The 19,870-nt window shown below is 70.2% G+C and carries 20 protein-coding genes and 1 rRNA gene; 16 read left to right on the plus strand and 5 right to left on the minus strand.

Translation table 11 applies throughout. From position 1 onward, the window contains the following. The 10 genes from rrf to ACZ4AA_RS36375 all read left to right on the plus strand — a co-directional run. Nucleotides 1–82 (plus strand): 5S ribosomal RNA (rrf, locus tag ACZ4AA_RS36330); the annotation flags it as partial. A 67-nt stretch (nt 83–149) separates the two neighbouring features. Beyond that, on the plus strand, nt 150–794 hold the full coding sequence (locus ACZ4AA_RS36335; protein ID WP_467612312.1) for an HAD family hydrolase: 645 nt from the start codon (nt 150–152) through the stop codon (nt 792–794). Nucleotides 795–928: 134 nt separating this feature from the next. After that, nucleotides 929–1,660, plus strand: coding sequence for a VC0807 family protein (locus ACZ4AA_RS36340; RefSeq protein WP_467612315.1), 732 nt, complete (start codon nt 929–931; stop codon nt 1,658–1,660). Nucleotides 1,661–1,800: 140 nt separating this feature from the next. Beyond that, nucleotides 1,801–3,030: an MFS transporter gene (locus ACZ4AA_RS36345; protein WP_467612318.1), complete on the plus strand. Its 1,230-nt coding sequence runs from the start codon at nt 1,801–1,803 to the stop codon at nt 3,028–3,030. Then, nucleotides 2,981–4,153, plus strand: coding sequence for an acetoin utilization protein AcuC (locus ACZ4AA_RS36350; RefSeq protein WP_467612321.1), 1,173 nt, complete (start codon nt 2,981–2,983; stop codon nt 4,151–4,153). The genes ACZ4AA_RS36345 and ACZ4AA_RS36350 overlap by 50 nt, the downstream gene beginning before the upstream one ends. A 187-nt stretch (nt 4,154–4,340) precedes the next feature. Continuing rightward, a complete protein-coding gene (locus ACZ4AA_RS36355) occupies nt 4,341–5,156 on the plus strand; it encodes a phosphatase (RefSeq protein ID WP_467612324.1) in 816 nt (271 codons plus the stop codon). 129 nt (nt 5,157–5,285) lie between these two features. Next, complete coding sequence (locus ACZ4AA_RS36360; RefSeq protein ID WP_093781815.1) at nt 5,286–5,495, plus strand: helix-turn-helix domain-containing protein; 210 nt, start codon at nt 5,286–5,288, stop codon at nt 5,493–5,495. Between the two features lie 142 nt (nt 5,496–5,637). After that, nucleotides 5,638–5,736 carry a 30S ribosomal protein bS22 gene (locus ACZ4AA_RS36365; protein ID WP_003948845.1) on the plus strand — a complete coding sequence of 33 codons (99 nt, stop codon included), beginning with the start codon at nt 5,638–5,640 and terminating at the stop codon, nt 5,734–5,736. A 367-nt stretch (nt 5,737–6,103) separates the two neighbouring features. Further along, the gene (locus ACZ4AA_RS36370; protein WP_467612327.1) at nt 6,104–7,165 is read left to right on the plus strand and encodes an NAD-dependent epimerase/dehydratase family protein; all 1,062 of its coding nucleotides are present in this window, start codon (nt 6,104–6,106) and stop codon (nt 7,163–7,165) included. Between the two features lie 14 nt (nt 7,166–7,179). Further along, nucleotides 7,180–8,223, plus strand: coding sequence for a lysophospholipid acyltransferase family protein (locus tag ACZ4AA_RS36375; RefSeq protein WP_467612330.1), 1,044 nt, complete (start codon nt 7,180–7,182; stop codon nt 8,221–8,223). A 105-nt stretch (nt 8,224–8,328) separates the two neighbouring features. On the opposite strand, the gene ACZ4AA_RS36380 is transcribed toward ACZ4AA_RS36375, so the two are convergent. The 3 genes from ACZ4AA_RS36380 to ACZ4AA_RS36390 all read right to left on the minus strand — a co-directional run bounded on the left by ACZ4AA_RS36380 (nt 8,329) and on the right by ACZ4AA_RS36390 (nt 12,227). Beyond that, nucleotides 8,329–9,561, minus strand: a complete 1,233-nt coding sequence (locus tag ACZ4AA_RS36380; RefSeq protein WP_467612332.1) for a DUF5667 domain-containing protein — start codon at nt 9,559–9,561, stop codon at nt 8,329–8,331. A gap of 256 nt (nt 9,562–9,817) precedes the next feature. Beyond that, the gene (locus ACZ4AA_RS36385) at nt 9,818–10,588 is read right to left on the minus strand and encodes an ECF subfamily RNA polymerase sigma factor, BldN family (protein WP_467612335.1); all 771 of its coding nucleotides are present in this window, start codon (nt 10,586–10,588) and stop codon (nt 9,818–9,820) included. 697 nt (nt 10,589–11,285) lie between these two features. Further along, nucleotides 11,286–12,227 (minus strand): HAD family hydrolase, encoded by a 942-nt coding sequence (locus ACZ4AA_RS36390; RefSeq protein ID WP_467612338.1) that lies wholly within the window; start codon nt 12,225–12,227, stop codon nt 11,286–11,288. Nucleotides 12,228–12,446: 219 nt separating this feature from the next. Between ACZ4AA_RS36390 and ACZ4AA_RS36395 the strand changes: the two genes are divergently transcribed. The 5 genes from ACZ4AA_RS36395 (at nt 12,447) to ACZ4AA_RS36415 (ending at nt 18,202) form a co-directional block, all read left to right on the plus strand. Next, on the plus strand, nt 12,447–12,746 hold the full coding sequence (locus ACZ4AA_RS36395; RefSeq protein ID WP_467612341.1) for a glutaredoxin family protein: 300 nt from the start codon (nt 12,447–12,449) through the stop codon (nt 12,744–12,746). A gap of 341 nt (nt 12,747–13,087) precedes the next feature. Then, on the plus strand, nt 13,088–13,846 hold the full coding sequence (locus ACZ4AA_RS36400) for a redox-sensing transcriptional repressor Rex (protein WP_467612344.1): 759 nt from the start codon (nt 13,088–13,090) through the stop codon (nt 13,844–13,846). Further along, a complete protein-coding gene (locus tag ACZ4AA_RS36405) occupies nt 13,843–15,546 on the plus strand; it encodes a glutamyl-tRNA reductase (protein ID WP_467612346.1) in 1,704 nt (567 codons plus the stop codon). The genes ACZ4AA_RS36400 and ACZ4AA_RS36405 overlap by 4 nt, the downstream gene beginning before the upstream one ends. Continuing rightward, complete coding sequence (gene hemC, locus ACZ4AA_RS36410) at nt 15,543–16,502, plus strand: hydroxymethylbilane synthase (RefSeq protein WP_467612349.1); 960 nt, start codon at nt 15,543–15,545, stop codon at nt 16,500–16,502. The genes ACZ4AA_RS36405 and hemC overlap by 4 nt, the downstream gene beginning before the upstream one ends. After that, entirely contained in the window at nt 16,499–18,202 is a 1,704-nt protein-coding gene (locus ACZ4AA_RS36415) for a bifunctional uroporphyrinogen-III C-methyltransferase/uroporphyrinogen-III synthase (RefSeq protein ID WP_467612352.1), read from the plus strand. The genes hemC and ACZ4AA_RS36415 overlap by 4 nt, the downstream gene beginning before the upstream one ends. Before the next feature lie 67 nt (nt 18,203–18,269). Here the strand turns inward: ACZ4AA_RS36415 and ACZ4AA_RS36420 are convergent, their stop codons facing one another. Both ACZ4AA_RS36420 and ACZ4AA_RS36425 read right to left on the minus strand, forming a co-directional pair. Continuing rightward, complete coding sequence (locus ACZ4AA_RS36420; protein ID WP_467612355.1) at nt 18,270–18,467, minus strand: DUF397 domain-containing protein; 198 nt, start codon at nt 18,465–18,467, stop codon at nt 18,270–18,272. Further along, on the minus strand, nt 18,458–19,300 hold the full coding sequence (locus ACZ4AA_RS36425; RefSeq protein ID WP_467612358.1) for a helix-turn-helix domain-containing protein: 843 nt from the start codon (nt 19,298–19,300) through the stop codon (nt 18,458–18,460). The genes ACZ4AA_RS36420 and ACZ4AA_RS36425 overlap by 10 nt, the downstream gene beginning before the upstream one ends. 118 nt (nt 19,301–19,418) lie before the next feature. Here ACZ4AA_RS36425 and ACZ4AA_RS36430 point away from each other — a divergent pair, with 118 nt between their 5' ends. Continuing rightward, the gene (locus ACZ4AA_RS36430) at nt 19,419–19,853 is read left to right on the plus strand and encodes an ATP-binding protein (RefSeq protein ID WP_467612420.1); all 435 of its coding nucleotides are present in this window, start codon (nt 19,419–19,421) and stop codon (nt 19,851–19,853) included. Nucleotides 19,854–19,870 lie beyond the last annotated feature (17 nt).

Below are 19,870 nucleotides of genomic sequence, written 5' to 3' on the forward strand. Positions count from 1 at the left end.
CATTCCGAACCCGGAAGCTAAGCCTCACAGCGCCGATGGTACTGCAGGGGGGACCCTGTGGGAGAGTAGGACGCCGCCGAACAATTTTTGAGAAAGCCCCCGTGCCGGGGATACCGGTACGGGGGTTTTCTGCGTTTAGGGTCTTTGGTATGCGCTACGACCTGATTATTTTCGACAACGACGGCGTCCTCGTGGACAGTGAGCCGATCTCCAACACCCTGCTGGCCGCCTATCTCACCGAACTGGGACACCCCACCTCGTACGAGGACTCCCTGCGCGACTACATGGGCTCCGCGATGCACCGCATCCATGATCTGGTCCTGGAGCGCACCGGCCGGCGACTGCCGGACGACTTCGACGACGTGTTCCACGCGCGGGTCTTCGCCGCCTTCGAACGGGAGCTGAAGCCGGTTCCCGGTGCCGGCCAGGTGCTGGAGAAGCTGGCCGCGGACGGCGTGCCGTACTGCGTGGCCTCCTCCGGCAGCCATGAGCGGATCCGGGTCGGTCACCGCACGACAGGGCTCGACCGGTGGTTCGACGAGGGGCGGGTCTTCAGCTCGCAGGACGTCGGGCGGGGCAAGCCGGCACCCGATCTGTTCCTCCACGCCGCCGAGCGCATGGGCGTACGACCGGAGCGGTGCGCCGTCGTCGAGGACAGCCCGCTGGGCGTCCAGGCGGCCAACGCGGCCGGGATGGACGTGTACGGGTTCACCGCCATGACACCGGCCGACCGGTTGAGCGGCGCCACCCAACTGTTCGCGGACATGGGGGAGTTGGCTGACCTGCTGGTATGACGGCACCCATCGGCGTGCGCTGACATTTGTCATGCCGAGCACCGGACGATCGTTTCTGTCGGAGTGCGGGGTCCGACCGCCAAGCTGAGTACATCGAAACGGGACGTACACAGCGACGACGGAGGGACCCGATCATGACCATCACCGCCACCGAAATCAGCACCGGAGAAAGCACCCACGCTGCCGGGGCGGCCACGGTCGCCGCCCAGGAGACCGCCGGCCCCCGGCCGAGCTTTCTGCCGCTGATCGTGGACGTGGCCGTGCCCGTCGGGTCGTACTACCTGCTCAAGAACGGGTTCGGGATGAGCACGATGGCCGCCCTCGGCTGGAGCAGTGTCGTGCCGGCCGTGCGGACCGTGTGGAGCCTGGTGAAGGAGCGCAGGGCCAACGCGATGGCCGCGCTGATCCTGATCGTCAACGTGGTCGGGCTCGCGCTCAGCCTGGTCGCCGGTGACCCGCGGCTGATGCTGGCGAAGGACAGTGGGGTCAGCAGCGCGGTCGGGATCGGGGTCCTGGTGTCCGTCAGGCTCGGCCGGCCGATGATGACGCAGGCCATGAAGCCCTTCCTCGTGAAGGGTGACGTGGCGCGGGCCGCGGCCTGGGACCGGCTGGCGGCCGGTTCCGCGGCCTTCCGGAAGGCCGAGCGGACCTTCTCGCTGGTGTGGGGCACGATCCTGCTCGGTGAGTGCGTCGCCCGGATCGTGGGCGCCTACACGCTGCCGATCGACACCATGGTCTGGCTCGGCACCGTCGTCATGATCGCCTCGATGGTCCTCGCCTTCCTCCTCAGCGGCCGCTTCGCCGTCGTCCCGATGGAGAAGATGCTGGAGCGGGAGCTCGCCGCCGGGACCGCGGCGCACAGCTGAACGGCCCCTGGCGGCGGGCCTGTTCGGGTCCGCCCCGAGAGCCTCGGCAGTCCCTCCCCCGTACCTCCCCGAAGAGCTGAGCAAAATTCACCTTCGGCTTGATCTACCCACCGGTAAGCCGGGGCCCTACGCTCGCCGCCATGACAGATGTGCTGCGGCGCGGTAGGGCCTCTTTGGCGTTCAGCTTCTTCGCTCAGGGTGCCGCCTTCGCGCTGCTCGTGACGCGTATCCCGGCCATCCAGGACCGTTACGGGATCTCGGACGCGCTCCTGCCCGCGTTCCTGGCGGCCGTCCCGGTCCTGGCCGGGCTCGGCAGTGTCACCACCGAGCATCTGGTCAAGCGCATACGCCCCAGCCGCATCCTGCGGTGGTCGCAGCCGGTCGTGCTGCTGGCCCTTCTCGGTGTCGGCGCGGGGGACCAGCTCGTCGAGGTGGCCGTCGCCCTCGGCGCATTCGGCCTGGCGGTCGGTGGGCTCGACGCCTCGATGAACATGCTCGGGGTGAGCCTCCAGCGGTCGTACGGGCGCAGCATCATGCTCGGTTTCCACGCCGCGTACAGCCTGGGCGGGATCGTGGGCGCCTCGCTCGCGTGGGCCGGGGCGCACTGGCATCTGTCGCTCTTCGTGTCGTACCTGCCGGTCGTGCTGGTGCTGCTGCCGCTCGCTCTGGTGGGCAGCAGGTGGTACGTCGACGGGGGCGCGGCCACGGACGCCGAGGGGACGGAGGCCGCGCCGGCCGGTGCGGGTGCGGGGCCCCTCGTCTTCAAGCTGCTGCTGCCGCTGTGCCTGGTGATGACGTTCGCCTACATCGGGGACTCGACGGTCTCCAACTGGAGCGCGAAGTACCTCAAGGACGTGCTGGGCAGTTCGGAGCAGATGGCGACCGTTCCGTACAACGTCTACATGGTGATGACGCTGGTGGGGCGGGCCGTCGGGGACTTCGGGGTGCGGCGCTTCGGGGCCGTGGCGGTGGTGCGGCTGGGCGCCGTGCTCGCCGCGCTCGGGTTCGGTGTGGTCGCCCTGGCGCCGGGGGCCGGGGTGGGCATGCTGGGGTTCACGCTCCTCGGCCTCGGGCTGTGTGTGATCGTGCCGCAGACCTTCGCGGCGGCCGGGCGGCTCTTCCCCGGGGCGTCGGACACGGCGATCGCGCGGCTGAACATCTTCAACTACGTCGGGTTCCTGGTCGGGTCCCCCTTGGTGGGCGCGCTCGGTGACGCGTGGAACTACCGGGGAGCGATGCTCGTCCCCATGGTCCTGGTCCTGGCGACCCTCGGGTACGCCCGCTCGTTCGCACCTCAACCGGACCGATACGGTGACGTGCATGAGCGGCCGCGCACAGCTGATGTGGGACCAGGCAGTAACGGGATATGACTTCGGCCCGGACCACCCCATGGATCCGGTCCGGCTCCGGCTGACCCGGGGACTCGTCGACGCCTTCGGGCTCGACCGGGCCGTCGACGTCGTGGCGGCGAAGCGTGCCGGGGACTCGACCCTGCGCCTGGTGCACCGCGAGGACTATGTGGCGGCGGTCAAGGCCGCGTCCGCCGATCCCGGGTCGGCCGACCTTGCCTACGGTCTCGGGACCATGGACGATCCGGCGTTCGCCGGGATGCACGAGGTGTCCGCGCTGATCGCCGGGCAGTCGGTGGGGGCGGCGGAGGCCGTGTGGCGCGGGGACGCGCTGCACGCGGTGAACTTCGCGGGCGGGCTGCATCACGCGATGCCGGGCGCCGCCTCGGGGTTCTGTGTCTACAACGACGCGGCGCTCGCGATCGCCCGGCTGCTGGAGCTGGGCGCCGAGCGGGTCGCGTACGTCGATGTCGACGTGCACCACGGTGACGGCGTCCAGGCGGCCTTCTGGGAGGACCCGCGGGTTCTGACGATCTCGCTGCACGAGCATCCGCGGACGCTGTTCCCGCAGACGGGGTGGCCGGAGGAGACCGGGGCGGACAGCGCGGAGGGCACGGCCGTCAATGTGGCGCTGCCGGCGGGGACCGGGGACGCGGGCTGGCTGCGGGCGTTCCACTCCGTGGTGCCCGAACTGATCGCGGACTTCCGGCCGCAGGTGCTGGTCACCCAGCACGGCGCGGACACCCATGTCGAGGACCCGCTCGCGCACCTCGCCGTCTCCCTCGACGCGCAGCGGGCGGTGCAGGTCGCCTGTCACGACCTGGCGCACACGTACGCCGACGGGCGCTGGGTCGCGCTCGGGGGCGGCGGGTACGCGGTGGTGGAAGTGGTGCCGCGGTCGTGGACGCATCTGGTGGCCGTGGCCGCCGGACGTCCCGTCGAGCCCGAGACGGTGATCCCGGAGAGCTGGCGGCAGGAGGTCTTCGCCCGTACGCGGCAGTTGGCGCCGTCGCGGATGACGGACGGCAGGTGGCCGGTGTCCTGGAAGGACTGGGAGTCGGGGTACGACCCGGCGGACCGGCTCGACCAGGCGATCGTGGCGACGCGCAAGGCCGTGTTCCCGCTGCGGGGGATGCTTCCGTAGGAGGGTGCGCGGGAGCGGACTCCCGCGGCGGGCCCGCCGGTCGGCCCTTCGCGGACGCCCCCCTCTCACCCGTGCCGCGCCGGCGGTGGCGACCCTCACCGGCTTCACGGTGGACTGTTAGCCCAACTGTGCGGCATATTCGCCATTTTGGGCAGCGGGTACGGGTGGATGCGCCAGCATCGCTGACGTGTTGAGCACCGGAGCTTTGCGTGCACATCTGCTGGCCGCCCGGCTGGCCGGGCCCGTGGCCACCTCGCGCGAGCAGAGCCTGCGCAGCTACCGGCTCTTCGCGGCCCGTGACCCCCGGCTGCTGCTCGGACTTGATCCGGAATGGGCTTGGTGCCAGCGGGATCTGATCGAGTTGATGGCCGACAAATGCGGAGTCTCGGCTGATCCGTCGCACACTTCGGGGCATGATGTGATCGACCCGGAGCGGACCCTGGCGGCTCTCGACGCCTTCGCGGAACGGCTCGGCGAAGCCGCCCGCCGCCGTCACCCCGTGCTCCTCGGTACCGGTCACCCGCACCGTCTGATCGATTTCTACGCCGCGCTCGCGGACGCCCTGTCGGCGGCCGGATGTACCGTCCTCACCCCCGCGCAGGGTAGCTCTATCGACATAACGACCCGGTTCGGTCTACGCACGTACAACCTCGACTACGTACAAGGTGTCGCGCTGGTGCGCGAACCGGAGGCGGGAGCCGCCGGTCGTGCGACCGGCGCACACACCCATTCACCCCTCCCGGTTCGGACCGTTCTGGCCGCCGCCGCGGAGCGCGGAGACCCGCTCCCCGAGCTGGTCATCGGGGACCACGGATGGGTCTGCGGGGCAGGTCAGCTGGGGTTCGAGGCCATCGGTCTGGCCGATACGGACGATCCCGCGCTGTTCGTCGGAGAGGCAGAGGGACGGGTGTCCGTCGTCGTTCCGCTTGATGACGCTGTGCGGTCTGATTACTACCGACCGCTTACTCGCTATGTACTCAATCGAGCGTGTCTGTCACAGTAGGCGGCCGATGGCATCCCCTCTTCCCCACTCGCATCACACGCCCCTACATTGGGGAGTGAGTGCGCAACGACGAAGAGTCACCGGAAGGGGAAGCCGGTGGCCGTCGAGTGCGGAAGGTACAGGTGTGGCATGGCGGCAGGCGAGAGGCCTCTGAACGAGGTTCAGTTCCTTACCGTGGCGGAAGTGGCCTCGGTGATGCGAGTGTCGAAGATGACCGTGTACCGCTTGGTGCACAGCGGTCATCTGCCGGCGATCCGGGTGGGCAGGTCCTTCCGGGTGCCGGAGCAAGCGGTTCACGAGTACCTCCGTGAGAGCTATGTGGGGGTGGAGACCGCCTGACGGCGTTCCGGGAGACCGTTCGCGATCTCCCGGAATCACCTCGATTACGACCTCAGCCCTCGGGCGGGTAGGCTGGCCCCTCATAGGTCGTATGGGCCCATGCAGCCCAGCACCGAGTAAAGAGAAGTGAGCGAGGGTAGTCGTGGGCTCTGTTATCAAGAAGCGGCGCAAGCGGATGGCGAAGAAGAAGCACCGCAAGCTGCTCAAGCGCACTCGCGTCCAGCGTCGCAACAAGAAGTAAGCGACGCCGCGGAAACGCGTACTGTGGCCTCCCACCGGCTGGTGGGAGGCCACAGGCGTACCCGGACGGGGAAATCCCACCCCGAGGGCCGGCCGGGGCGCCGAGTGCCCGGACGGGGACTTCCAGCGCGGCGGCGGCCGGGACGCGGAACCCCGAAAGGCCGCTCGACCGTCGAACGACTTCGGCCATGTGCCCCGCACGGATCTGTGGGCCGAATGGCTGGGTCTGGTCGTACGTCCACGCCTGTCGTCACTTCGTGCATCGGGCGGTCATCACAGCGCAACATCGACCCGCTAAGTTGGCCGGACACGGGGAACCCGGCAGTACGAGCGGAGCTACGTCCAGTTCTGGAAGGAAGGCGCTGATCTTGGGGAAGGTCGTGCTCGTGACCGGGGTGGCCCGGCAGCTGGGGGGCCGGTTCGTACGACGGATCCAGCGTGACCCGCAGGTGGACCGGGTGATCGCCGTGGACGCGGTGCCCCCCGAGCATCACATCGGCGGCGCCGACTTCGTCCAGGCCGACATCCGGCAGCCCACCATCGCCCGGGTGCTCGCCGAGTACTCCGTCGACACGGTCGTGCACATGGACGTGACGGGCACGGCGCTGGGCTCCGGCAGCCGGACCACGGTCAAGGAGACCAACGTCATCGGCACCATGCAGCTGCTCGGTGCCTGCCAGAAGTCCCCGACGGTCAAGCGGCTCGTCGTGAAGTCCAGCACGAACGTCTACGGCTCCGCGCCCCGCGACCCCGCCGTCTTCACCGAGACCACCTCGCCCAAGTCGCTGCCCAGCGGCGGCTTCGCCAAGGACACGACCGAGGTCGAGGGCTACGTACGCGGCTTCGCGCGCCGCAGGCCCGACGTCGCCGTGTGCGTGCTGCGGTTCGCCAACATCCTCGGCCCGAGCGCCGATTCGCCCCTCGCCTCGTACTTCTCGCTGCCGGTGCTGCCGACCGTGTTCGGCTACGACCCCCGGCTCCAGTTCGTCCACGAGAGCGATGTCGTCGAGGTCCTGCGGCTCGCCTCGCACGAGCCGCGCCGGGGCACGCTCAACAGCGGCACGTTCAACATCGCGGGCGACGGCGTCCTGCTGCTCTCGCAGTGCGCGCGACGGCTGGGCCGGCCCACGGTCCCGCTCCTGCTGCCGGCCCTCAGCTGGGTCGGTACGGCCGTGCGTACCCTGGGGGTGACGGACTTCTCCCCTGAGCAGCTGCGGCTGCTCACGCACGGCAGGGTGGTGGCCACGGTCCAGATGCGCGAAACCCTGGGCTATCAGCCGAAGTACACGACGGCGGAGACCTTCGCGGACTTCGCCCGGAGCAGGGGTCCTGGACTCCTGCCCCCGGAGGCCCTTGCGGGGGCCGTGGACAAGATCGCCGCGCTGCCCGTTCTGGGCGGCGGCCACCCCCCGACGCAGAGCGCCAACTGAGGAGCGCATCAACGATGGCGGACGCCAAGGTCATTCCGTTCGACGACGACCGCTCGCGCGGGGCTGCGATGCAGCGCCCGTCGAGGCGCCGGGCCGCGGGAAGCCGGCGCAAGGGCGAGCCCGTGGTCGTACGCGAGGTCCAGCCCATGCCCGGACGGACCCTCCCGCAGGATGATGTTCCTGTGACACGGGAGGAACAGCCGCCCGAGCAGGGCGGCACGAGCCTGGAGCAGCGCATCGCGGGAGGCCTGTCCTTCCTGCGCCGCAGGCTCACCGGCGACTACGAGATCGACGAGTTCGGGTACGACCACGAACTGACCGACCAGGTCCTGATGTCGCTGATCCGGCCGGTGTACGAGAAGTACTTCCGCGTCGAGGTCAAGGGCGTCGAGAACATCCCGTCCGAGGGCGGTGCCCTGATCGTCGCCAACCACTCGGGCACCCTGCCGCTGGACGGCCTGATGATGCAGGTCGCCGTCCACGACAACCACCCCGCGAACCGGCATCTGCGCCTGCTCGCCGCCGACCTGGTGTTCATGCTGCCGGTCGTCAACGAGCTGGCCCGCAAGGCCGGTCACACCCTGGCCTGCGCGGAGGACGCCGAGCGGCTGCTGGAGCGCGGTGAACTGGTCGGGGTGATGCCGGAGGGCTTCAAGGGGATCGGCAAGCCGTTCAGCGAGCGCTACAAGCTCCAGCGGTTCGGCCGGGGCGGCTTCGTCTCGACGGCGCTGCGCGCGGGCACTCCGATCATCCCGTGCTCGATCGTCGGGGCGGAGGAGATCTACCCGATGATCGGCAACGCGAAGACCCTCGCGCGGCTGCTGGGATTCCCGTACTTCCCGATCACCCCGACGTTCCCGTGGCTGGGTCCGCTCGGCGCGATCCCGCTGCCGACCAAGTGGACGATCCAGTTCGGCGAGCCGATCCGCACGGACGGCTATCCGCCGGAGGCGGCCGACGACCCGATGCTGATGTTCAATCTGACCGACCAGGTCAGGGAGCAGATCCAGCACACCCTGTACAAGCTGCTGGTGCAGCGCAGGTCCGTTTTCTTCTGATCATGCAGTTACGATTCTGTTGATCATGTCCTGATATGCCTGTACGTCGATGGGGGCGCCCTTCCCGAGGAGGGCGCCCCCATCGACGTACCGCGGTGGGTCCGGTCAGTCGCTGTTCTGCGTGTCGATGCCGAGGCCCGGCAGGAGACCGGGCAGCAGCGGCGGCAGGGTGACGTCGGGTGCGCTCGTCGCGCTGCTCCTGCCGCCGGCGCTGGACGACGGGGAGGAACTGGTGTCGTCCTGCGGCGGGTCGAGCAGGCCGCCGGTGTTGCCGCCGAGCAGGCCCTCGCCGCTGCTGCTCGAACTCGACGGCTTGGGCTTGCCGCTGCCGTGGCTCGCCTCCGCGGAGCCGCTGCCGGCGCTGGGCGACGGGGTGTCCGTGCCCGGCGGGCGGGTGGTCTCCTCGCTCTTGCCCCGGTGACGTCCGGTGCCCTCGGGGGCGGGCGTCCTGGGCAGCAGCGAGCGCAGCGGGTCGACCTCTTCGTCTATGGCTGCGAAGACCGACGAGACCTGGTCACTGACGTCACCGAGCTGCACGGGCAGCCGGTCGCGCAGTGCACCCCAGGCCTCGCGGTGCGACTGGGAGAAGGCGGACAGGGCCTGGATGGGGCCCAGTGAGCCGTCCCGTTCGTAGGCCTCGTGCAGCAGCCGGTGGCCCTCCGAGGCGTCGTGCTGCATGCCGGACAGGGCGCGGCGGACCTCACCCAGGGACTCGTGGTCGAGATGTCCCGAACGGCCCCGCTCCATCAGCCGGCGGGCTTCGTTCAGGCGGTTCGAGGCCTGGTCGAGGTAGAGCTCACCCCGGTCGCTGTCGCCGTGGGCCAGACCCAGCTTGATGTCCTCCATGCCGCGCTTGAGCCCGTAGAGCGAGTCACCGGGCAGGGCGTCGGAGCTCGCGGCGGCAACTCCGCCGAAGGCTCCGGCGGCCACACCGACGGTGAGACCGCCGGCGGCCAGTCCCTTGGACAGCCGGGACCGGGGCCGCAGCTTCCCCAGTCCGGTCGCCCGGTGCGAGCCCTTGGCCCGATGGGACCGCTGATCGGGCAGGGCTCGGCCCGGACCCTCGCCTCCGGCGGCGGTGCCTTCTTGCAGCATGGCCTCCATCGCGGCGACGAGCTGGGCTCGCTGCACGATCTTGACCTCGGGGTCCAGCTCCGGTCGGGGCAGCTCGCCGAGACCGGTGGCGAGGGCCAACAGCAGCCCTTGCTCGGTCTGTTCCGCAGCAGCCCGTGACGGTGCCGACCCATCGGGCTGCTCGGCCGCCGTGCCCTGGTCGATCTCCTCCAGGGCCTGGGCGAAGGCGTTCGCCCGCCGGTGGGCCGATACGTTCGCGATCACTGGCGGCACCTCCTCTCGTCATGACGGTCGACTCCCCAGGGGGTCCTGAGGGTTGCACCCCCTGGCCGTGTGCACACGATCGGGTGATCGGCGCTGGCCAAGGCGTGACCACAGGGAGCCTGTATCCCGCACAACGAGTGTCACGGCACTTCGGTTACGGACGGCGGACACACAGACCGCGAAGTCAACAGACTTTCACAGAAGGTGAGTTGGACGTCGCTGAGCGTGCGCGGGGCCCCTGTGGTCGAAAGCGGGCTCAGCGGACGTCGTCGGGCAGGAGCCGGGCCAGGGTGCGGACGGCCCGGTACTGGAGGGTCTTGATGGCACCCTCGTTCTTGCCCATCACCCGGGCGGTCTCGGCGACCGAGAGCCCCTGGAGGAAGCGGAGCGTGACGCACTCCTGCTGCTGGGGGTTGAGCCGTTTCACGGCGTCGAGCAGTGCCGCGTTCGACAGGGACTCCAGGACGGAGTCCTCGGGAGACCGCTCGACCTCGTTGGCGTCGAGCATCTCGCCGGTGGTCACTTCCAGCCGGAAGCGGCTGGACTTGAAATGGTCGGCGACCAGGTTCCGGGCGATGGTCACGAGCCAGGCGCCGAAGTCGCGGCCCTGCCAGGTGAAGGTGCCGATCCGCCGTAGCGCGCGCAGAAAGGTCTCACTGGTGAGGTCCTCGGCAGTCGCCTTACCTCCCACCCGGTAGTAGATGTAGCGGTACACGGTGTCGCTGTACTGGTCGTAGAGCCGTCCGAAGGCGTCGGCCTCGCCGGCCTGGGCGCGCTCCACGAGATCCATCATTCGGGCGCTGTCGCTGTCCGCGGCCGGACGGCGTGCGGTGGTGGCCGAGCCCGAGCGGCCCCGCCGGCCGACCGTCGCGTTGCCGTCGGCCAGGGCATAGCAAGGACCGACGGGCGTGGGGAGGGCGAAGGCGGGGACGGCGTACGCGGTGGGGACGAAGCCGCGCAGACGGTCCAGGACCGTTGCGCGCAGCGTAGCCAGGCCCGAGGCGTCAACCCCGACGTGTGAGTACACGGGACTCCCAGAGGCAGAGCTTCCATCACGTGCAGTGCGGGACCTTTCACCCGTCGTAGCGACGGAGGGGTACCGGTTTGCGTCTGAGGAGAATAACGCTTCGTACAGGCAGCACTACACCCAGTTGCTAAAATCATCGATTACGACGCTTTTGGCACGGATCGGTGCCTGTTCAAGTATCGTTCGGTGACCGCTTGTTGATCGGTTCGGTTCGTGTTCCGCCTGGGTGCAGAGCGTGTTGTGCCCGCCTGTGCGGAGCGCGACTGAGTGGCCCACGGCGTGGGTAGGACCATGTGATTGCCTGCCGGAGCAGCGCTCCCGCCCCAGGTCCGGACAGGTTTTCGCCCCCTCCGCCCCTACCTGTCATGTACCTGGGGCTCCGCCCCAGACCCCGCTCCTCAATCGCCGGAGGGGCTGAAAATCACGCACGTGAGGGGCTGCACCCAAGCCACCCTCATCCCGCAGCCGGAATCCGGCGCGAGGGGCCGTGCCGGTACACCGCATGCCCTTTCCGCCACCACGAATCACCCGCACCCGGCGACGCGCGTGAGGGGCAGTGCCGGTACATCGATGCCCGTCGCCACCGACGGTCACCTCTCGTCCGACGGCGACGGGCTGATGCACCGGCACGGCCCCGACCCACCACCGGACCGACGCCGCACCCGCAGCCGCACAGGCGGCCGAGCCGGCGATCGAGCTAGCGACGCCGCCGGTGCAGCGCGATCGCCGCCGCCGTGCCGCCGGCCACCGCGCCGACCCCGGCCGCGGCGGGAATCCCGACCTTCGCGGCCTTGCGCGCGGTGCGGTAGTCCCGCAGCCGCCAGTCGAAGTCCCGCGCGTGCCTGCGCAGTTTCGAGTCCGGGTTGATCGCGTACGGGTGTCCGACCAGCGAGAGCATCGGAATGTCGTTGTGCGAGTCGCTGTACGCGGCGCAGCGCGACAGGTCCAGGTCCTCCGCGGACGCCAGCGCCCGCACGGCCTCCGCCTTGGCCGGCCCGTGCAGCGGTTCACCGACCAGCTTGCCGGTGTAGATCCCGTCCACCGACTCCGCGACGGTTCCGAGTGCACCCGTGAGCCCGAGCCGCCGCGCGATCACCGTGGCGATCTCCACCGGCGCCGCCGTGACGAGCCACACCTTCTGGCCGGCGTCCAGGTGCGCCTGGGCGAGCGCGCGGGTCCCGGGCCAGATCCGCTCGGCCATGTACTCGTCGTAGATCTCCTCGCCGATCGACATCAGCTCGGAGACCCGGTGGCCCTTCACGATCGACAGCGCGGAGTCGCGCGCCTCCTGCATGTGCTCGGGGTCCTCGACCCCGGCCAGCCGGAACCACGCCTGCTGCCAGGCGAACTTCGCGAGGTCGCGGGTCTCGAAGAACTTCCGCTTGTACAGCCCGCGTCCGAAGTGGAAGAGGGCGGCACCTTGCATCACGGTGTTGTCGAGATCGAAGAACGCGGCGGCCCGGTCGTCGCCGAGCACCGGGAAGTCGGGTTCCTCCACGGCGTCCGGTGGCGCCTGTTCTTCCAGTTCCTGAAGTTCCTGCGAGGACTTGCGCGCTGCCTCTGCCGAGGCCTCGCCTGCCAACACGCTCCGCGCGGTCGCCGAGCGCCTACGGGGAGTGAGCCATCCGAGAGCGGCCATGTCGTGAGCATAGCCAGTCTGTTCGGTGCTTCCGGAGTCGAGAGGATTCGACGCTGTGAACTCTCCGCGGCCATGCCGTTAAACGACCGGTCCGAAGCGCCTCCGCCGCGGCGAGTCGCCCCTCTGTGAGCGCCCGCCGTCCCGCGGTCCGGCCCCCGCGGCCGCCCGCCGCCGCCTGATGCGTCGAGCCGTGCCCACCGGGGCGCCCGGGGCGGGAGAATGGCGGGCATGAGCCCCATGTTCCGGCGCAGCGACCGCCGTACGCAGAGCAAGGCGCCCGCGGAGCACCTGGTCACGCTGATCAGGAAGCCCGGGTGTCATCTGTGTGATGACGCACAGGAAGTGATCGAGAAGGTGTGCGGCGAGCTCGGGGTCCCCTGGGAGGGGAAGGACATCACCGAGGACGAGGAACTGCACCGCCGGTACTGGGAGCAGATCCCGGTCGTGCTGGTGGACGGTGCCCAGCACACCTTCTGGCGTGTGAACGAGGAACGCCTTCGCAAAGCCCTCGCGGGGTGAGCGGTGCGCGACGGCGCGCGTCGTCCCCGTGATGTACCCCGACTGTGACCTGACCGAGCAGCCCAAGGTGTCCGGAAAGTCGCCTAGGATCGACGGCGATTGGTCTCGGGGGCGGGATTCGTTGAGGAGTGTGTGCGGTTTTGCCCCCTTCAGGTGCGGAACGGAGTCGTCCGCGCGCCGGTTCCCTACGGGCGCGCCGGGCATGCGTGACCCCGGTCACGTTGGCCGGGCAAATCGGACACCGTCTTTGTGCACGCGTTCACAAAGACATAGCCTGCATTCGACGGGGCGGTCCAGGTAGGTGTGACCGCCTTCAGCCCCGCTCTACCCGCAGGAGCACCGTGGCAACTGGCCGAACTCACCGACCGGCGACCCGCAGCCGAGGAATTCCCGAGGCCACCGTCGCCCGGCTTCCGCTGTACCTCCGAGCCCTCACCGCACTGTCGGAGCGCTCGGTACCCACGGTCTCATCCGAGGAACTCGCGGCCGCCGCGGGGGTCAACTCCGCGAAGCTGCGCAAGGACTTCTCCTACCTCGGCTCCTACGGGACCCGAGGTGTGGGCTACGACGTCGAATACCTCGTCTACCAGATCTCCCGCGAACTGGGCCTGACCCAGGACTGGCCGGTCGTGATCGTCGGCATCGGCAACCTCGGTGCGGCACTGGCCAATTACGGAGGGTTCGCCTCGCGTGGATTCCGGGTGGCCGCGCTCATCGACGCCGATCCCGCGATGGCCGGCAAGCCCGTCGCCGGGATCCCGGTGCAGCACACGGACGACCTGGAAAAGATCATCGACGAGAACGGTGTCTCGATCGGTGTCATCGCCACCCCGGCCGGAGCCGCCCAGCCCGTCTGCGACCGCCTGGTCGCGGCCGGAGTCACCTCCATCCTGAACTTCGCGCCGACCGTCCTGACCGTCCCGGACGGCGTCGACGTGCGCAAGGTCGATCTCTCCATCGAGCTTCAGATCCTCGCGTTCCACGAGCAGCGCAAGGCGGGCGAGGAGGCCGAGGCGCAGGCCGGTGCCGCCGCCTCCGCCGAGCGGGAGAACGATGGCAAAGGGCCCGACGGGGATCTTCCCGCCGTGATGCCGGCATGAGTCTCCTCGTCGTCGGGCTGAGCCACCGCAGCGCTCCGGTCAGCGTCCTCGAACGGGCCGCGCTGTCCGCGGACGCGCAGGTCAAGCTGCTTTCGGACACCGTCGCCACCGAGCCCGCCACCGAGGGCGCGGTCCTCGCGACCTGCAACCGCATCGAGCTGTACGCCGACGTGGACAAGTTCCACGCGGGCGTCGCCGAGCTGTCCACGCTCCTCGCCCAGCACAGCGGCGTAGGCCTGGAGGAGCTCACTCCCCATCTGTACGTGCACTACGAGGACCGGGCCGTCCACCACCTCTTCTCGGTGGCCTGCGGCCTGGACTCGATGGTCGTCGGCGAGGGCCAGATCCTCGGCCAGATCAAGGACGCGCTCGCCACCGCGCAGGAACTGCACACCGCGGGCCGCCTCCTTAACGACCTGTTCCAGCAGGCCCTGCGGGTCGGCAAGCGCGCGCACTCCGAGACCGGCATCGACCGGGCGGGACAGTCCCTGGTCACCTTCGGTCTGGAACAGCTGTCCGCCGGGCGGGCCGTCGAGGCCTGGGCCAAGGACAAGAAGGCCCTCGTCATCGGCGCGGGCTCGATGTCCTCGCTGGCCGCCGCGACGCTCGCGCGCGTGGGCGTCGGCGAGATCGTGATCGCCAACCGCACCCCCGACCGCGCCGAGCGCCTCGCCGAGATCCTCACCGGCGGCGACGACACGGACGTGCTGGCCCGCGCGGTACCGATGGACTCGGTGCTGGTCGAGCTGACACGTGCCGACATCGCCGTCTCGTGCACCGGGGCGACCGGGCTCGTCCTGACGGCCGAGACCGTCGCGGCCGCCGTCGAAGGACGGACCGGAACGCCCGCGGCACTGCGCGCGACGACGTCCGGCCCGACCGGCCGGCCCGCTCCCGCCGAGGACGCCTGCCCGCTCGACCTGTCCGCCGTGCAGGGCGCCACCGGCTTCTCCGTCATGGGAGAGGCGGCCGTCGCCGGCATGGACGCCGCCACGCTGGAGCAGCACGCGGCCTGGGTGGACAAGGGCACCGGAACCGTCGAGCGCCGCGACGGCCGACGTACGCCCGGCGAGGACGCCGAGGCCGACGCCGAACTCATCGCCGCGCTGGCCACCGCCGCCGCGACCACCGGACGCATCCCCGAGCGCCGCAGGCCCGAACCCGTCGCCGAGGCTCCCCGCCCCGCGCCGGTGCTCGCGCTGCTCGACCTCGCCATGCCCCGTGACATCGACGCGGCCGTTCACCGGCTGCTCGGCGTGCGGTTCGTCGACCTGGAGACCCTCGCCGAGGCCTCCGCGGACGCGCCGATGGCCGCCGACGTGGACCAGGTGCGCCGGATCGTCTCCGACGAGGTGGCCGCGTTCGGCGCCGCCCAGCGGGCCGCGCACATCACGCCCACCGTGGTGGCCCTGCGCGCCATGGCCGCCGACGTCGTCGCGAACGAGATCGCGCGGCTGGACGGCCGGCTGCCCGACCTCGACGACAAGCAGCGCGGCGAGATCACCCAGACCGTGCGGCGCGTCGTCGACAAGCTGCTGCACGCGCCGACCGTACGGGTCAAGCAGCTCGCCGCCGAGCCCGGCGGTGCCGGGTACGCGGACGCGCTGCGGACCCTGTTCGACCTGGACCCGGAGACGGTCGCCGCCGTCTCGCGGGCCGAGAACAACACCGAGAACGCCAAGAACCGAGGGCGAGCATGAGTGAGCAGGCTTTGAGGCTCGGGACCAGGCGCAGCAAACTCGCCATGGCCCAGTCCGGGCAGGTGGCGGAAGCCGTGAGTCAGGTGACCGGACGGCCCGTCGAGCTCGTTGAGATCACGACGTACGGCGACGTTTCCCGCGAGAACCTCGCGCAGATCGGCGGTACGGGTGTCTTCGTGACCGCGTTGCGCGAGGCCCTGGTGCGCGGGGAGGTCGACTTCGCCGTGCACTCCCTCAAGGATCTGCCGACCGCGCAGCCCGAGAACCTCGCGCTGGCCGCCGTGCCGGTGCGCGAGGACGTCCGTGACGTGCTGGTCGCCCGCGACGGGCTGACCTTCGAGCAGCTGCCGGACGGCGCGCGCGTCGGTACCGGTTCGCCGCGCCGCATGGCCCAGCTGAACGCCTACGCGCGCAACCACGGAATGACGATCGAGACGGTCGCCATCCGGGGCAACGTAGACACCCGGATCGGCTACGTCCACGCCGGGGAGCTCGACGCCGTCGTGCTCGCCGCCGCCGGACTGAACCGGCTCGGCCGGATCGACGAGGTCACCGACTTCCTGTCGGTCGACACCGTTCTGCCCGCCCCCGGCCAGGGGGCCCTGGCGATCGAGTGCGCCGCGGATCACGCGGACCTCGTCGCCGCGCTCGCCGAGCTCGACGACCCGTTCACCCGGGCCGCCGTGACCGCCGAGCGATCCCTGCTCGCCGCCCTGGAGGCCGGCTGTAGCGCTCCCGTGGGTGCGTACGCCGATCTTCTGGCCGACGGGCAGATTGTCAAGGAGCTGCGTCTGCGCGGTGTCGTCGGTACGACCGACGGCTCGACGCTGGTGCAGCTGTCCACCACCGGTCCCGTGCCCGAGACACACGACCAGGCGATGTCGCTCGGCCGTGAACTCGCCGCCGAGATGCTTGCCAAGGGCGCGGCCGGTCTGATGGGGGAGCGAGCACTGTGAGCCCCACCAACTTTCCCGCCGGTCCGGTCCACGGGCACGTCACCTTCCTGGGTGCCGGACCCGGAGATCCAGGGCTGTTGACACTGCGCGCCGTGGAGGCGCTGGCGAACGCGGACGTTCTCGTCGCCGAGCACGATGTGCTCGACGTGGTGCGTGTTCATGCCAGGCAAGGCGTCGCTGTTCTGAACACGGATCCGGACACTTCGCCGGTTCCGTACCAGAGCACAGGCACGCCTCAGCTGACGGTTGTTGACGGTGCGTCGACGACCGTTGGTGACCCCGCGTCGAGGGACGCTGCCAATCTTGTCATGACGGCCGCGCGGGGCGGCAAGCGGGTCGTGCGTGCGGTGTCCGGGGACCCGGGACTTGATACGTACGCGGCCGAGGAAATGCTCGCCTGCGTCGCCGCGGGTGTTCCGTTCGAGGTGGTACCCGGTATCGCGGCCGCCGTCGGTGTGCCCGCCTACGCGGGTGTCCCGCTGCGGGACGCGCAGGGCGCGGACGTACGGTTCGTCGACGCGCGGACCGCGTCGAACCGCTGCTGGACCGAGGTCGGCGCCTCCGACGGCACCGTCGTGGTGTCGGCGACGCTCGACTCCGTGGCGGCCGCCGCGGGCGAGCTGGTGGCCTCCGGCCGCAAGCCCGACACCCCGATGTCGGTGACGATCGCCGGTACGACGACCCGCCAGCGCACCTGGTCGGCCACCCTCGGCACGATCGCGCAGACGCTGAAGCAGGCGAAGGTGCTGCCGTCCCCGGACGGCGGGCGCCCGGTGATAGCCGTGGTCGGCGAGCGTTCCGCAGCCGCCCAGCGCGACCAGTTGTCCTGGTTCGAGTCCAAGCCGCTGTTCGGCTGGAAGGTGCTCGTGCCGCGGACGAAGGAGCAGGCGGCTTCGCTCTCCGACCAGCTGCGGTCGTACGGGGCCGTGCCCTACGAGGTGCCGACGATCGCCGTCGAGCCTCCGCGCACGCCCCAGCAGATGGAGCGCGCGGTCAAGGGCCTGGTCACGGGCCGCTACGAGTGGATCGCGTTCACCTCGGTCAACGCCGTCAAGGCGGTCCGGGAGAAGTTCGAGGAGTACGGCCTCGACGCGCGTGCCTTCGCGGGCATCAAGGTCGCCGCGGTGGGCGAGCAGACCGCGAGCGCGCTCGTCGCCTTCGGTGTGAAGCCGGACCTGGTGCCGAGCGGTGAGCAGTCGGCCGCGGGCCTCCTCGAGGACTGGCCGCCCTACGACCCGGTCTTCGACCCGATCGACCGTGTCTTCCTGCCCCGTGCCGACATCGCCACGGAGACCCTGGTCGCCGGGCTCATCGAGCTGGGCTGGGAGGTCGACGACGTCACGGCGTACCGCACCGTGCGCGCGTCGCCGCCGCCGGCGGACACCCGCGAGGCGATCAAGGGCGGCGGCTTCGACGCCGTGCTCTTCACGTCGTCCTCCACGGTCCGCAACCTGGTCGGCATCGCGGGCAAGCCGCACAACGTGACGGTGATCGCCTGCATCGGCCCGGCCACGGCCAAGACGGCCGAGGAGCACGGGCTGCGGGTCGACGTCATGGCCCCCGAGCCCTCCGTGCACAAGCTGGCGGAGGCCCTGGCCGAGTTCGGCCTGCGCCGCCGTGCCGCCGCGCTGGACGCCGGCGACCCGGTGACCCGGCCGAGCGAGCGCCGCCCCGGCTCGCGCAGGCGCCGGACGACCTGATCCAGGTGAGCAACGCCCCGCCGTCTCCTCCGGGAGACGGCGGGGCGTTTCTTCTTTGTACGCCCGGTCAGACGGACGCCAGGAAGGCGACCCAGGCATCCGGGGGGAGGCTGAGGCGGGGGCCGCGGGGGTTCTTGGAGTCGCGAACGAGGACGCGGACGGGGGCTGCGGAAACCTCGACGCAGTCGGGGCCCTCGTCCGTGCTGTAGCTGCTCCTTATCCACTCCGGTGCGACGCGCGCTTCGCTGCCTGGCTTCAGGGGCATGTCTCTCCAAGCACTCTCTCGATGAAGGCTGTTGACTCTCGCGGGTCGAGAGCTTGTGCCCGGATGGTCCCATAGCGCATGTCGAGCAGCTGGACTTCCTTCGGGTCGGTGATCACGCGGCTGATGTGCTGCACTTCGACGTGTCCGACGGTGCCGCCGTCCCTGAGTCTGAGCAGCCTGAAAGAACCAGCCAGGCCGGAATTCACCTCGCGGCTCAGCGGGGGCACCTGGAGGTCGACGTTCGGGAACTCGGCGACTTCCAGAAGGCTTTCGAGCTGGCGTCGCATGACAGCGCTGCCCCCGATGGGCCTTCGAAGCGTCGACTCGCACTGGACGAAACTGAAGAACGGCCGGGCCACCGTGCCGTCGACGATCCGCTGACGGGACACCCGTGCCGCCAGCCGTTGTTCGAGCTCGTCCTTACTGAACGGTGGTCGGCGCGCGCCGAAGACAGAAGCGGCGTACTCCACGGTCTGCAACAAACCATGAATCACGGAGTTGTTGTAGGCGCCGAGCTCGATCGCGTCGGCCTCCAGTTTCTTCAGGTCCCGCACCTTCTTCGGGTACCGGACCTCCGCCAGGTCCTCCTTCAGGGCCGCGAGTCGGCCGCCCGCCGAGAGGATCTCGTCGGCGCGGTCCAGGTACTCGGGCCGGGGGATACGCCGCCCCCGTTCGACGGAGGAGACCAGCTCCTCCCCGTACCCGACGGCCGCGCCGAACTCGGCCTGGGTGAGGCCGGCCGACTCCCGCCACAGCTTGAGCTGGCGCTGCACGGTCCTCATCACGGCCCCGGCCTCTTCGTCGTCCTCCAGCCCCGCGTCCCACCCGCTCACGTTCGTTGTCCCTCCGCTCCCGGTCACCCCGCACAGCCCGGACAGAACCGGACGCCACCCGGACAGACATCGTCCGCACGGGCTGCCACCCTTCACAGATTACGTACGCAATAACACGCTGAGTGACGTGAATCAGCGAACTGTGCACGCTCCGCTCCACCACTTCTCGGTGCCGCTCTCCGCCACCCGGCGCGGTGCCCGTCTCGCCCGGCTGCTCGCGGCCGAGCAACTGCGCGACTGGGAGCTGCCGTTGGATCCGGCCAGGCTCGTCGTCGCCGAACTCGCCGCGAACGCGGTCCTGCACGGCAGGGTCCCCGGCCGGAGTTTCCGTCTCACCCTGTCCGTCCGTGCTCCCCGGACGCTGTGCGTGGAGGTCGCCGACGCCCGGGGTGAACGGTGGCCGGCGCGGGTGCGGGCCGCTGCCGCCGGGCAGGCCGAGTCCGGCTACGGGCTGCTGCTCGTGGAGGAGTTCGCGGACCGCTGGGGTGTGCGATCAGGGCCGGTGCCGTGCAAGACGGTGTGGGCGGAACTCGATCTCGGGGCGTGCCGGTGATGCCCGTACCGAAGCCC

It is taken from the genome of Streptomyces sp. NPDC024698 (genome assembly GCF_055559015.1).